This is a genomic window from uncultured Fibrobacter sp., from assembly GCF_947305105.1.
Taxonomy (GTDB): Bacteria; Fibrobacterota; Fibrobacteria; order Fibrobacterales; family Fibrobacteraceae; genus Fibrobacter.
Genome location: NZ_CAMZCS010000008.1, coordinates 80,777 through 93,397, shown reverse-complemented (window position 1 = coordinate 93,397; position 12,621 = coordinate 80,777). Strand labels below are relative to the sequence as shown.

Genomic DNA, 12,621 nt, shown 5'->3' with positions numbered 1-12,621 from the left:
GTATCTGAATTGTTTGTAGAGGTTGCTTGATTAGATGAACCACAAACTCAGGCCGAGCTTGATGGCACGGAGTTTTGTGCCTTCCATGACTTTGCAGTCTTCGGTTTTGATTTTGTCGCCCTCTTTTTGTTTCATGATGTCGCCTTCATACAGCATGACGCTCGTTGCATCGGGGTAGAGGTCCGTGAGACCGACATAGATGCGGGCGTTGATGCTTAAACGGTCGGGGATGATGTAGAAACCCAAACCCATGGCGACACCGAATGCGAAAGTTGACTGTTCGATATTGTCGTCAAAGTCTGTGGGGCGATTCACGACAATGTCGGTACCTGGAATATGGAGGTCGGCTTTATCCGCATCGTATTTTACGTCGTAGCTAAGGTTGAGGCTTAACTGAGGGCCGACTTCAAAGTAGGCGCGCGGGTGCAGAACGGCTCTGAACAATAACGGAAGGACTAGGTTGCTCTGCTTCAATTGAATGTTGATTTCGTCGTAATCCTGAGATAATTTGAAATATTCAAAGTGCAGTTCCGGAGTGAACCAGAGTACGTCAATGATTTCGAATCGTGCGATGACGCCCACATTGAAGCCCCAGCCGCTCGCTTCTCCGTCGGCTCCGTTCAAGTTGTCGGTTCCCCAATAGTCTGCAAAGTTATAGTCGCCACGGATGCCAAGGCCAGCGGTGGCGTTGCGGACTTTTCTTGCCGGTTGTTCGGCTGTGGTCTTGTCAATTTCAGAAACCGTATCCTGCGGGGTGGCGGCAGTCTGTTTGGCTGTCGTTTGCTGGACGGTTGTTTGCTGGACCGTGGTCTGTTGGACTGTTGTTTGTTGAACGGTCGTTTGTTGAACAGTAGTCTGCTGGATCGTTGTCTGCTGAACAGGGGTGTTCTCTTGCTGGGCAAAAACGCATGTTGCCGCAAAGAGGATTGCAGATGCGGCTATAGTGGCTTTTTTCATAGTTTCTCCATAAAAACTAGAAACACGTATGGTTATAATACTTATTTAAAGATAGCATGTTTTTGCCTGAGGGCTTTATCAAAAATGGTGAAAAAGGCTCGTTTTCTAAAAAAAATACTTTTTTTGATAGAATCTATTGACAAATTGGCTTGAAGTTTTTATATATGAATACATGAATAGTTGTTCATGTATTAAAAATAAAAATGGCGATATTTCGATGGATGTCCTGTTCGAACTGTCGGAGTTCTTCAAGTTCTTCGGCGATACGACGCGCATCCGCATCATCCACCTCATGCTTTCGGGCGAAATTTCGGTGAACGAGATTGCCGAGAAGCTGAATTTGGAACAGTCGGTGGTGAGCCATCAGCTCCGAATCCTCAGAACGGCGAACCTTGTGAAGCCGCGTCGCGACGGACGCAAGATTTTCTATTCGCTCGATGATGAGCACATCGGCCTTATCTTCAATACGGGCCTCACGCATATTTTGCACAAGAAGGGTAAATAATATGTCCGCTGTTGTCGACATCCTTGAAAAATTTATCTTGCAGTTTGTTACTCTGTTTTCCGAAATGGCTCCGTTTTTGCTGCTCGGCTTTTTGCTGGCGGGCATTTTGCATGTGTGGGTGCCAAACCACCTGTATGTCCCGAAGATCGCGAAGCCGAACTTCAAGTCAGTGCTGTGGGCGGCGCTGTTCGGCGTGCCACTCCCGATTTGCAGTTGTGGAGTAATCCCGACCTCCATTGCGCTACGTAGGGAAGGGGCGAGCAAGGGCGCGAGCGTAAGCTTCCTCATCTCTACACCCGCGACGGGCGTGGACTCGATTCTTGCGACGTATTCATTGTTGGGCGGGCCCTTTGCGATTCTAAGGCCGGTGGCCGCGTTCGTGACGGCGATGCTTGGCGGTGTGTTTACGAATTTCGCAACCCGCAACGAAAAAGACGGTTCGGTCGCTGAGGCTGCCGGGACGCACGAACATCATCATGAGCATCACCATGAACATCATCACGAACACGAACATTGCGACGATGACCACTGCGGTTGTTCCGACGAACATTGCGAATGCTGCGGCTGTGAGGGAGAAGATGATCATGGGAAACGTTCGTTTGCCCAGAAGATTGGCGAGACTTTCCGTTACGGGCTTGTCAATATGGTGGGTGACGTGAGCAAGTGGCTCACTATCGGGCTTTTGCTCGGTGCGTTGATTGCAGCCTTCGTGCCGGACGATTTCTTCTTGTTCCTGCACGAATACTCGCTGCTGTGCATGCTGGTGGTGTTGCTGCTTGCCATGCCGATGTACACCTGTGCGACTGGCTCCATCCCGCTGGCGCTTGCGCTTGTGGAAAAGGGTATTACGCCGGGGGCTGCGCTAGTGCTGTTGATGGCGGGCCCCGCGACAAGTATTGCTAGCATGCTCGTGGTGGGCAAGGCATTTGGCAAGCGGACGCTCGTGGCGTATCTGGTGTCGATTGCGCTTGGGGCGATGGCTTTCGGCTTTGTCGTCGATACGTTCCTGATGGATACGTTCCTCGCGTCGATGCTCCCGCATGTTTCGGATGAATGCCATGGGCACGGGGCGCTGGGCATATTCGATTACGCCTGCGCTGTGCTGCTGGCCGCCTTGATGATTTATGCGAAGTTTGCGCATAAGGGTTGCGGCGGTCACTGCGGTTGCGGTGAACATGGTTGCTGTTGTTGCGAAGACCATGACGACGATGAATGCGGTTGCCATGAGCATGAACACGGCGAATCTTGCCATTGCCATGAGCATGAACACGGGCATTGTGTCCATGACGAGCCTGTGTCGGTGACTTACCGCGTGAACGGCATGAACTGTAGCCACTGCAAAGCCTGCGTGGAAAAGGCTGTCCGTATGTTAGACGGGGTGGTGTTTGCCGAAGCCGATGTCGCGAGCAAGGAATTGCGCGTGCAATGGCACGACGAAGACGATGTAAATGAAGATGCGCTCAAGACGGCTGTGGATGAAGCCGGCTTCGAGTTCTGCGGAAAAATTTAATCGAGCTTAATAGGGATTGTCATTGCGAGGCCCTGTAAGGGCCGCGGCAATCTTCTGCAATAGTTGTTGCTATTTTGCCCTGTTCGCGAAAACCTCGAAGTCTTCGGGAGTCGTGAGCTTGTCGTTTGCGGTATTGCCCTTCACGATATAGACGCTCTCGCCGAAGTATTCCAGAATGCTCGCCTCGTCGGTGGGCGTAAAGTTCAGAGGCTCTGCGGCAATGCGCCCGTAGAGCTTTTTTAGTAACGCGATGGAGGCTGCTTGCGGTGTTTGCGCCATCCAGACGGTGTTGCGGTCGATGGTTGTTTCGACGCGGCCATCTTTTGCAATCTTGATTGTATCGACGGCAGGTTTTGCCACGAGGCAACTGCCCTTGTTGATGAGCGTTTCACAGACGTCTAGGATGATTTCCTTGCTCACGAACGGGCGTGCCACATCGTGGACCAGCACGTATTCGGCATCGCTCGTAAGCGCGTTCACGCCGTTCTCTACGGATTGCCAACGTTCTTCGCCACCCACGACGATTTTGAGCTTGTCTTTAACAATGTCGCTGAGCTGGTTTGCCGAATCGCCGAAAATTTCATTTTCGAAGAAATGCTTCCAGTCGGCGGGCACGGCCATCACGACTTCGGCGATTTCTTCCATCTCGAGGAATGTCTCAAGGCTGTAGCGGTACACGGGCTTGCCGCCTAGGAGCATCAATTGCTTGGGAATGTTTCCGCCCATGCGTTTGCCGAGTCCCCCGGCGGGGAGCACAGCCGCGAATCTGCCTTTCAAGTTCTGCATGGTGGTAAAGATATAAAAAGGAGACCCCCGCCTACGCGGGGGTGACAACGAAAGTGGGGAAGACGGCGGTGTACCAAGTGATGGGCTTCGCTCCTCGCGCCTCAGGCCTCTACACTTCGCCAATGCGCTGTAGCTTCAACAGCGGGACTCCTGCTTCGCGGCATTCGTCCAGGTTCAATTCGAAATCAATGCTCCAGTCGTTGAAATCTTCTTCGTCTTGGAGCATTTGCTGTACGTGCATCGTGTTGCCATCGTAGGTAACGATAGTGTGGGCGAGGGCGCGGCCTTCCACGTCCATGCGGAACTTGTGGTGTTCGGCGGTGTAGGCGGCCATGATTTCGAGTAGGCGCTTTTCGGTCCACGGCGTACCATTTTCGTCGGCGAGCATTTCGCCTTCGGCCAAATCTTCGGCGAGGCTGTCGAGTACGTCCGCAAAATCTTGCTTGGCGAGGCTTCCCATAATCTGGAAAATGCGCTGGCGGACCATGTTGAGGAAGCGCTTCTTGTCGTAGGTAATGTCGGCGGCGGCCTTGTCGGCACCGAACGCCTTTTCCGCTTCGTCTTCGGCGGTACCTGCTTCCAGGCGTTTCTGGTAGTCTTCGGGGTGGGCCATCTTTTCCCATTCCTCGAGCAGGCTCGAGTCGACGCGGCGGATCATGTCGCCCAAGTAGTCCTGCATCTCGAGGAGTTCCTCGTTCTTGTAGCCGTCGGGCACTGTCTGGCTCAAAACTTTATACACGTAGTTCAGATGGCGCAGCAGAATCGCTTCCATGCGTTGCAGGTTGTACTGCTTCACGTAACCGCTGAAGGTGCTGAAGTTTTCGAACATCTCGCGCACGATGCTCTTGGGTTCCACGTTCACATCGACCCACGGGTGGACTTCGGCAAAGGCGTTGTACGTGTCGTAAATGAAGTCTCGCAGCGGCTTGGGGTACTCGACCTTCTCGAGTTCTTCCATGCGCTGGTTGTATTCCATGCCCTGCGCCTTGAGTTCGTTCAGGCGGGCATCGCGGGCCTTGTTCTGCTGGATACGCAAAATGGCGTCGGGATTCTCGACGATGCTTTCGCACAAGGTAATCACGTCGAGCGCATATTCCGGCGAATCCTTGTCTAGTTTCGGGAGCGTGTCGAGCAGGTACAGCGAAAGCGGCTGGTTCATCGCGAAGTCGTCCTGCAAATCCATGTTCACGCGCAGGTGGCTGTATCCGGGGGCAACGGGCTTCACGAATTCGATAATCTTCTTTTCCACGAGGCTGCGGAACAACATGAAGGCGCGGTGCTGCAACTGCTTCTTGCTGGCGGCGCTTTCGTGGCAGTCTTTCAAAAGGTTTCGCATGGCGCGGCAGCCGTCGGTCTCGCGGCTCAATATATTCAGGAGCATCCCATGGTCCACGTGGAAACTCGAAGTGAGCGGTTCGGGCTGGGCATCAATTAGGCGCTTGAATGTGCTCTCGTCGAAGGGGACGTAGCCGTGTTCGGGCGGCTTGCGCTTTTGGAACTTCTTGCCGGTCTGGCGGCTTTTCGCCTCGAGTTTCAAGTTCTCAATGACATGTTCGGGAGCCTGTGCCACCACGTAGCCTACGTCGTCAAAGCCCTTGCGGCCGGCACGGCCTGCAATCTGGTGGAAGTCTCGTGCGGTTAAAATCGCTGTCTTGTCGCCGCTGTACTTGCAGAGCTGCGTAAAGAGCACCGTACGGATAGGGACATTCACGCCCACACCGAGCGTGTCGGTGCCGCAGATAACTTTCAGCAAGCCTTTCTGGGCGAGCTTTTCGCAGAGGATGCGGTACTTGGGCAAGAGCCCTGCATGGTGCAGGCCGATTCCCTGTTTGAGCCAGCGCTTGACATCGGGGCCATAAGGGCTGGAGAATCGTACTTCCTTGATGGCCTCGTTTATCTTGACTTTTTCCTCTTTGGTGCAGAGGTCCAGGCTCATGAAGTTCTGCGCGTTGCTTGCGGCGGCGGCCTGCGTAAAGTGGACCACATAGACGGGCGCCTTGCCTTCGGTCACCAGTTTCTGTACTTCGGTCGAAATTTCGGAGGTGCTGTAGCTGAAGTCGAGCGGCACGGGTCTCTGCGTGGAACGCACGGTCACGGTCTCGCGCCCGGTATGCTTCGTGAGGTCACGTTCAAAAAATTCGGTCGCACCGACGGTTGCGCTCATCAACAGGAATCTCGATTGCGGGAGCGTCAGGAGCGGCACCTGCCAGGCGACACCGCGTTCACGGTCGGAGTAGTAATGGAACTCGTCCATCACCACGTCCATGATGTCGAGTTTTTCGCCTTCGTTGAGCGCCATGTTGGCAAGAATTTCCGCTGTGCAGCAGAGAATGGGAGCGTCGTGGTTCACGGTCGCATCGCCGGTCGAAAGGCCCACATTCTCGGCACCAAATTCCTTGCAGAGCGCCATCCACTTCTCGTTCACCAGGGCCTTGATGGGGCAGGTGTACACACTCTTGCGCCCATGCACGATGCTGTCGAAGTGGAGCGCCAGCGCCACCATGGATTTCCCACTCCCTGTGGGCGTATTCAGTATAACGTTTTTACCGTCCAAAAGTTCGAGAATGGCTTCTTCTTGTGCGGGATAGAGCGTTGTTCCGCGTGACTCCGCCCACTCCATGAATGCTTCCAAAATGTCTTCGGAGTTGATTCTAGAAACGTCGCCGCCAGTTTTCCCGGCGAGATTGGTGATAAAATCCTTGAGAATGAGCCTGTTTTGCTCTGCCATAGGGCGTAAAGATAATTATTTTTATTTTTATGAAAGGAATTGTACTTGCCGGTGGATCCGGCACACGCCTGTACCCGCTGACGATGGTCACGAGTAAGCAACTGCTGCCTGTTTACGACAAGCCGATGATTTATTATCCGCTTTCGACGCTCATGCTGGCGGGCATCCGTGATATCCTCATTATCTCGACACCGACGGACTTGCCGAATTTCGAACGCCTGCTTGGTGACGGTTCCGCGATGGGGCTCAATTTGAGCTACAAGGTGCAGCCCAGCCCCGATGGTCTGGCCCAAGCGTTTATCCTGGGCGAAGAATTCATCGGCAACGATTGTTGCGCGATGGTCTTGGGCGACAATATCTTTTATGGCAATGGGTTTAGCCCGCTCCTCAAGGCGGCGGTGAAGAATGCCGAAGAAAAAGGCCGAGCAAGCGTGTTCGGTTACTACGTGGAAGATCCGGAACGTTTCGGCGTGGTGGAATTCAACGATGCAGGCAAGGTCATCTCGGTGGAAGAAAAACCGAAGGAACCCAAGAGCAATTACGCCATCACTGGTCTTTATTTCTATGACAACCGCGTTGCAAAATTTGCGAAGGCGCAGAAACCCAGCGCTCGTGGTGAACTCGAAATTACCGACCTCAACAAGACGTATCTCGATATGGGCGAACTCGACGTAAAACTGCTCGGTCGTGGATTCGCATGGCTCGATACCGGTACGATGGATAGCCTCATTGAAGCGGGCGAGTTCGTGAAAATGGTGGAATGCCGCCAGGGAATCCAGATTAGCGCCGTAGAAGAAATCGCCTACAGGAACGGTTGGATCAGCAAGGAAAAACTGCTTGAGTCTGCCGCCAAGTATGGCAAGTCTCCGTATGGCCAGCATTTGAGGAAAGTTGCAGAAGGAAAGATTAAATATTAGTAAGCAGTAAACAGTGGTTAGTAAACAGGAATAGTTTGCCGGCGTAGCCGCGATTATTTAAACCTAACCACTAATCACTAACCACTAACCACTTTTTATTATGAAGCGTTCCATTGTTATCACCGGCGGTGCAGGGTTTATCGGAAGCCACGTTGTGCGCCTTTTCGTGAACAAGTACCCGGAATACAAGATTATCAACCTTGACAAACTGACCTACGCGGGCAACCTTGCGAACCTCAAGGACATCGAAGGCAAGCCGAACTACAAGTTCGTGAAGATGGACATCTGTGACTTCGATGCGTTCTACAAGCTCATGCAGGACGAACAGATTGACGGCATCATCCACCTCGCTGCCGAAAGCCACGTGGACCGCTCCATCAAGGACCCGTTCACCTTCGCGAAGACGAACGTGATGGGGACGCTCTCTCTGCTCCAGGCTGCGAAACTCTATTGGGAAAGCCTCCCCGAAAAATACGAAGGCAAACGTTTCTACCATATCTCTACAGACGAAGTCTATGGCGCGTTGACGATGAATCACCCCGAAGGCATTACGCCTCCGTTCACGACTACGGCGTCCAGTTCGGAACACCATTTGGCTTACGGTGACGATTTCTTCTATGAGACGACCAAGTACACGCCGCACAGCCCGTATTCCGCTAGTAAGGCCGGCTCCGACCACTTTGTACGTGCATTCCACGACACCTACGGCATGCCGACGATTGTGACGAACTGCTCCAACAACTACGGTCCGTACCAGTTCCCCGAAAAATTGATTCCGCTCTTCATCAACAATATCCGCCACAAGAAACCGCTCCCGGTTTACGGCAAGGGCGAGAACGTTCGCGATTGGCTCTTTGTAGAAGACCATGCGCGTGCCATCGACGTGATTTTCCATAACGGCAAAATTGCCGAGACGTACAACATCGGCGGTTTCAACGAATGGAAGAACATTGATATCATCAAGGTTGTCATCAAGACTGTAGATAAACTGCTCGGCCGTGCCGAAGGCGAGGACATGAACCTCATTACCTACGTCACAGACCGCCTGGGCCACGACGCCCGCTACGCTATCGATTCCACCAAACTCCAAAAGGAACTCGGTTGGGAACCTTCGCTTCAATTTGAAGAAGGCATTGAAAAGACGGTGCGCTGGTACCTCGACAACCAGGAATGGCTGGACAACATCACGAGCGGCGACTACGAGAAGTATTACGAAAAAATGTATAAGGAGAGGCTAGAGGCTAGGGGCTAGAGGCTAGGGAGAAGAGTCATGCGCGTAGCGCATCATAATAAACCCTAGATCCTAATCCCTAGATCCTAATCCCTAAACTACTATGTCTAAATTCAACTTCATCAAGACTTCTATAGACGGCGTTGTCGTAGTTGAGCCAACAGTCTTTGGCGATGCTCGCGGCTACTTCATGGAAACTTACAACAAGGCGGAATTTGATGCTGCCGGCCTTGACGTGACCTTCGTGCAAGATAATGAATCTCGCAGCAAGAAGGGCGTACTCCGCGGACTTCACTTCCAGAAGAAAAATCCGCAGGGCAAGCTCGTGCGTGTAATTGAAGGTGAAGTTTTCGATGTGGCGGTGGACCTGCGCAAGGGTAGCCCGACGTTCGGCAAGTGGGAAGGGGTGACGCTTTCTGCCGAAAATAAAAAACAGCTTTACATTCCCGAGGGGTTTGCTCACGGATTCGTGGTGCTCAGTGAAATGGCCTCTTTTGTTTACAAGTGTACACGCCTCTATGATCCGAAGGACGAGGGGGGACTTATGTGGAACGATCCCGCCATCGGTATCGAGTGGCCTATCGGAAACGGCTTTGAACCGCTCCTTTCCGAAAAAGACACGAAAAATCCGCTACTCAAGGATCTCGGCTTTGCATTTGAATTGTAGGGATTAGGATCTAGAGGCTAGGGGCTATAGAGTAAATAATCGCGGCAAAGCCGCCCTCAAAGATGCGCTTCGCGCATGATTCTTCTCCCTAGTCTCTAGCCTCTAGTCTCTAGCCCCTAGATTCCCAAGCAACTTTGCTACAATTTTAACACTAGATTCTAGATCCTGAACCCTGGCCCCTGACCATTTTTCTATTTTATTGACGTATGAAGAATATACTCGTTGTTTGTACTGGGAACGTGTGCCGCAGCCCTACGGGTGAGTATCTCCTTAAAAAGGAACTTGGCCCGGATTTTGAAGTGAAAAGTGCTGGCCTTGGTGCATTGGTTGACCACCCTGCTGATGAAACTGCCTTGAAAATTGCGCTTGAGCATGGTGTGGATATGAGTGCGCACCGGGGTAGACAAATCAACATGGACATTTTGAAGTGGGCGGACTTGATTCTGGTCATGGAAGCTGGGCAGAAAAATGAACTCCTCCATAGGTATCCGTGGCTGGAAGGGAAGGTCTTCCGTTATGGGAAATCTATGCGAGTCGATGTCCCCGACCCCTACCGTCGGCCTGAAAGTGCGTTTGTGCTTGCATGGAACTATTTGTCTAAACTGACCCCGTACTGGGTGGATCTTATCAAAAAAGGAAAAATGCCGGAGTAAATCGGCAAGGAATGTTTATGAGACTTAAACTTCTTCTTGGTTGTGCTATGGCGGTCTTCTTTTGCAGCTGTGCTGCGGGACCCCATATGCGAATGGAAGCCCCGGAGGATTCCGCGGAATATAACGGGATGAAAGTCTTTTTGCACGATGTGAATTCGGGCGACTTTGGTGAAAAAGCGGTAGCCGCCCCTGTTGTTGCCGATTCTGTGCAACTGGGCGATATTAAAGACTTGGTTGTCGATTCCATGCCGAATCTTGAATATCGTATTGGACCGTTGGATATGGTCCAGGTTGTTGTCTGGGAACACCCGGAACTGACATCTCCCATGGGGCAGTACCAGCCTGCAGGCCAAAAGGTGACGACCGAAGGAAAGCTGTTCTACCCGTATGCTGGGGAACTTCAGGCTGCGGGATTGACCGCTCAGGAATTGCGCACGGAAATCACGAAGCGTCTGTCGGACAAGATTTTGAATGATCCTCAAGTGGATGTTCGCGTTACCGGCTACAACAGTCTCAAGATTTTCATTTCTGGAGAAGTCCGCAAGCCCGGCTATATCTCGTTCGACGAAAAGCCGATGACTCTCCCTATCGCCTTGGCCGAGGCGGGTGGATTTACGGATGATGCCGACTTGTCTTTGGTTCAGATCCGTCGTGATGGAAAGGTTTATAACTTGGACTATACGGGAATTTTCGCTTCGGACCTCCCGGTGGACAAAATCCTGTTGAAACCCAATGACAAATTGTACGTTTCGTCAAAAAGTGAAACGCAAAAAGACGATCGCATATTTGTGTTGGGCGAAGTTCATAAATCCGGTATCGTCAACATGCTGGATGGCAAGCTGTCTCTCATCGATGCCTTGGCCGCTTCTGGTGGCTTGGAGGCCATTAATGCTTCGGCTAGGTCTGTCTATGTCATCCGCAATACGAACCAGGAACGCATAGATGTTTTCCATCTGGATGCAAAAAATGCAATGGCACTTGCAATGGCTGACCGTTTTGATTTGAACGCTCATGACATTGTTTATGTCGACGCTTCTGACCTTGCTACATGGAACCGCATTGTCAATCTGATTTTGCCGACTTCACTTTTGGTTGACCGGTCTGTTGACGTGACGAAGAATATTCAGGACATCTCTAGGACCAGATGGGGCCGTTCTAAGTGATAAATTAGGTTAGATGGGAAGAACTATGATCAACTTGATTCTTTGTGGTGGTAATGGAACGCGCTTGTGGCCTATAAGCCGTTCGCTTATGCCCAAGCAGTTTGCCCGCTTGTTTGATGGAACGTCCTTGTTCCAGCGCACGGTGACGACGAATGCCCGCGTTTGCGATGAACAGTACGTTATCAGCAATGCGGAACAGTACTTCCTGGCCAAAGACCAGCTAGAAGAAGTCCGCTCCAAGAAATCCCGCTTTATGCTTGAACCGGTGGGTCGTAATACAGCACCTGCGATTGCGCTTGCCTGCCTCAGCCTCCAGCCGGATACCATTGTGCTTGTGTCTCCTTCGGACCACGTGATTCGCAAGACTGATGCCTACGAAGAATGCCTCCACAAGGCGGAAGCGCTTGCCAAGAAGGGCTTCTTGGTGACTTTTGGCATCACGCCGACCGGCCCGGAAACCGGTTACGGTTATATCGAAGCCGATGGCGAAGATGTGAAGCGCTTTGTCGAAAAGCCCGATTTGGAAACGGCGAAGAAGTATGTGGAATCCGGACGTTTCTTCTGGAACAGCGGTATTTTCTGTTTCAAGGCGTCGGTGTTCCTCAACGAACTCAACCGTTACTCTCCCGAAATTTATACTGCGGCAAAGCGCGCTTTCGCTTCTGCCAAGAAGGAAAACCGCGATTCGCTGATTCGTGTGGACATGGACGACATGCTGGCCATCCCGTCCAACTCCATCGACTATGCCGTGATGGAAAAGTCCGACAAGGTGAAGGTTGTCCCGAGCGACATCGGCTGGTCCGACCTCGGTGCATTTGATTCCCTCGCCGGTGAATTTGAACACGACGAGAATGGCAACAACAAGAATGCGAAGCATCTCGGCATTGGTACCAAGAATTCTTTGATCATGGGTAACCAGCGCCAGATTGCGACCATCGACCTCGACCACATGCTGATTGTGGATACACCCGATGCTTTGTTGGTGGCTCCGCTTTCGAGCAGCCAGAAGGTGAAGGCCGTGGTGGACGAACTCAAACTTCGCGGGTCGGATCTCCCGCGTGTCCCGCAGACCGTGAGCCGCCCGTGGGGAACGTACTCCGTTCTTGAATCGTCGGACAACTACAAGATGAAACGCATTGTGGTGAAGCCGGGCGAACGCCTCAGCCTGCAAAAGCACCTGCACCGTTCCGAACACTGGGTCGTTGTGAGCGGCACCGCCACGTGTACCGTCGGCGACAAGGTGTTCTACGTGCGCCCGAACGAATCGACGTACATTCCGGTGGGCGAGGTTCACCGCTTGCAGAACGAGGGCCGTCTCCCGCTAGTCATCGTTGAAGTCCAGGTGGGCGAGTACACCGGCGAAGACGACATCATCCGCGTCGAAGACGATTACCACCGTTGCAAGTAAAGTAGTAAGCAGTGGTTAGGGAATAACCCCGCACATTTTTGAGAAAAACGGACCGCAAGGTCCGTTTTCTTTTGCGCCGTCGGCGCCATTATTTAC

General features: G+C 52.4%; 11 protein-coding genes. 8 read left to right on the top strand and 3 right to left on the bottom strand.

Features of this window, described 5'->3' with window-relative positions:
• Nucleotides 1-30: 30 nt before the first annotated feature.
• Nucleotides 31-957 (bottom strand): porin family protein, encoded by a 927-nt coding sequence (locus Q0Y46_RS06090; protein WP_297945825.1) that lies wholly within the window; start codon nt 955-957, stop codon nt 31-33.
• Nucleotides 958-1,129: 172 nt separating this feature from the next.
• Here Q0Y46_RS06090 and Q0Y46_RS06085 point away from each other — a divergent pair, with 172 nt between their 5' ends.
• The gene (locus tag Q0Y46_RS06085) at nt 1,130-1,462 is read left to right on the top strand and encodes a metalloregulator ArsR/SmtB family transcription factor (RefSeq protein WP_295683441.1); all 333 of its coding nucleotides are present in this window, start codon (nt 1,130-1,132) and stop codon (nt 1,460-1,462) included.
• Nucleotide 1,463: 1 nt separating this feature from the next.
• The gene (locus tag Q0Y46_RS06080) at nt 1,464-2,972 is read left to right on the top strand and encodes an SO_0444 family Cu/Zn efflux transporter (RefSeq protein ID WP_297945823.1); all 1,509 of its coding nucleotides are present in this window, start codon (nt 1,464-1,466) and stop codon (nt 2,970-2,972) included.
• Between the two features lie 69 nt (nt 2,973-3,041).
• On the opposite strand, the gene ispD is transcribed toward Q0Y46_RS06080, so the two are convergent.
• Both ispD and Q0Y46_RS06070 read right to left on the bottom strand, forming a co-directional pair.
• Nucleotides 3,042-3,758: a 2-C-methyl-D-erythritol 4-phosphate cytidylyltransferase gene (ispD, locus tag Q0Y46_RS06075; protein ID WP_295683444.1), complete on the bottom strand. Its 717-nt coding sequence runs from the start codon at nt 3,756-3,758 to the stop codon at nt 3,042-3,044.
• Between the two features lie 109 nt (nt 3,759-3,867).
• A complete protein-coding gene (locus tag Q0Y46_RS06070) occupies nt 3,868-6,486 on the bottom strand; it encodes a DEAD/DEAH box helicase (RefSeq protein ID WP_297945821.1) in 2,619 nt (872 codons plus the stop codon).
• 29 nt (nt 6,487-6,515) lie between these two features.
• Between Q0Y46_RS06070 and rfbA the strand changes: the two genes are divergently transcribed.
• The 6 genes from rfbA (at nt 6,516) to Q0Y46_RS06040 (ending at nt 12,525) form a co-directional block, all read left to right on the top strand.
• Nucleotides 6,516-7,403, top strand: a complete 888-nt coding sequence (rfbA, locus tag Q0Y46_RS06065) for a glucose-1-phosphate thymidylyltransferase RfbA (RefSeq protein WP_295683449.1) — start codon at nt 6,516-6,518, stop codon at nt 7,401-7,403.
• Nucleotides 7,404-7,503: 100 nt separating this feature from the next.
• On the top strand, nt 7,504-8,655 hold the full coding sequence (locus Q0Y46_RS06060) for a dTDP-glucose 4,6-dehydratase (protein WP_297945819.1): 1,152 nt from the start codon (nt 7,504-7,506) through the stop codon (nt 8,653-8,655).
• Between the two features lie 82 nt (nt 8,656-8,737).
• On the top strand, nt 8,738-9,301 hold the full coding sequence (rfbC, locus tag Q0Y46_RS06055) for a dTDP-4-dehydrorhamnose 3,5-epimerase (RefSeq protein ID WP_297945817.1): 564 nt from the start codon (nt 8,738-8,740) through the stop codon (nt 9,299-9,301).
• Nucleotides 9,302-9,507: 206 nt separating this feature from the next.
• On the top strand, nt 9,508-9,954 hold the full coding sequence (locus tag Q0Y46_RS06050) for a low molecular weight protein-tyrosine-phosphatase (RefSeq protein WP_295683457.1): 447 nt from the start codon (nt 9,508-9,510) through the stop codon (nt 9,952-9,954).
• Nucleotides 9,955-10,040: 86 nt separating this feature from the next.
• Nucleotides 10,041-11,117: a polysaccharide biosynthesis/export family protein gene (locus tag Q0Y46_RS06045; protein ID WP_297945814.1), complete on the top strand. Its 1,077-nt coding sequence runs from the start codon at nt 10,041-10,043 to the stop codon at nt 11,115-11,117.
• Between the two features lie 25 nt (nt 11,118-11,142).
• A complete protein-coding gene (locus tag Q0Y46_RS06040; RefSeq protein ID WP_366522485.1) occupies nt 11,143-12,525 on the top strand; it encodes a mannose-1-phosphate guanylyltransferase/mannose-6-phosphate isomerase in 1,383 nt (460 codons plus the stop codon).
• Nucleotides 12,526-12,621 lie beyond the last annotated feature (96 nt).

Bases quoted from the DNA above. Each gene is read 5' to 3' on its own strand.
- Q0Y46_RS06090 (WP_297945825.1), bottom strand. From the start codon at position 957: ATGAAAAAAGCCACTATAGCCGCATCTGCAATCCTCTTTGCGGCAACA.
- Q0Y46_RS06085 (WP_295683441.1), top strand. From the start codon at position 1,130: ATGAATAGTTGTTCATGTATTAAAAATAAAAATGGCGATATTTCGATG.
- Q0Y46_RS06080 (WP_297945823.1), top strand. From the start codon at position 1,464: ATGTCCGCTGTTGTCGACATCCTTGAAAAATTTATCTTGCAGTTTGTT.
- ispD (WP_295683444.1), bottom strand. From the start codon at position 3,758: ATGCAGAACTTGAAAGGCAGATTCGCGGCTGTGCTCCCCGCCGGGGGA.
- Q0Y46_RS06070 (WP_297945821.1), bottom strand. From the start codon at position 6,486: ATGGCAGAGCAAAACAGGCTCATTCTCAAGGATTTTATCACCAATCTC.
- rfbA (WP_295683449.1), top strand. From the start codon at position 6,516: ATGAAAGGAATTGTACTTGCCGGTGGATCCGGCACACGCCTGTACCCG.
- Q0Y46_RS06060 (WP_297945819.1), top strand. From the start codon at position 7,504: ATGAAGCGTTCCATTGTTATCACCGGCGGTGCAGGGTTTATCGGAAGC.
- rfbC (WP_297945817.1), top strand. From the start codon at position 8,738: ATGTCTAAATTCAACTTCATCAAGACTTCTATAGACGGCGTTGTCGTA.
- Q0Y46_RS06050 (WP_295683457.1), top strand. From the start codon at position 9,508: ATGAAGAATATACTCGTTGTTTGTACTGGGAACGTGTGCCGCAGCCCT.
- Q0Y46_RS06045 (WP_297945814.1), top strand. From the start codon at position 10,041: ATGCGAATGGAAGCCCCGGAGGATTCCGCGGAATATAACGGGATGAAA.
- Q0Y46_RS06040 (WP_366522485.1), top strand. From the start codon at position 11,143: ATGATCAACTTGATTCTTTGTGGTGGTAATGGAACGCGCTTGTGGCCT.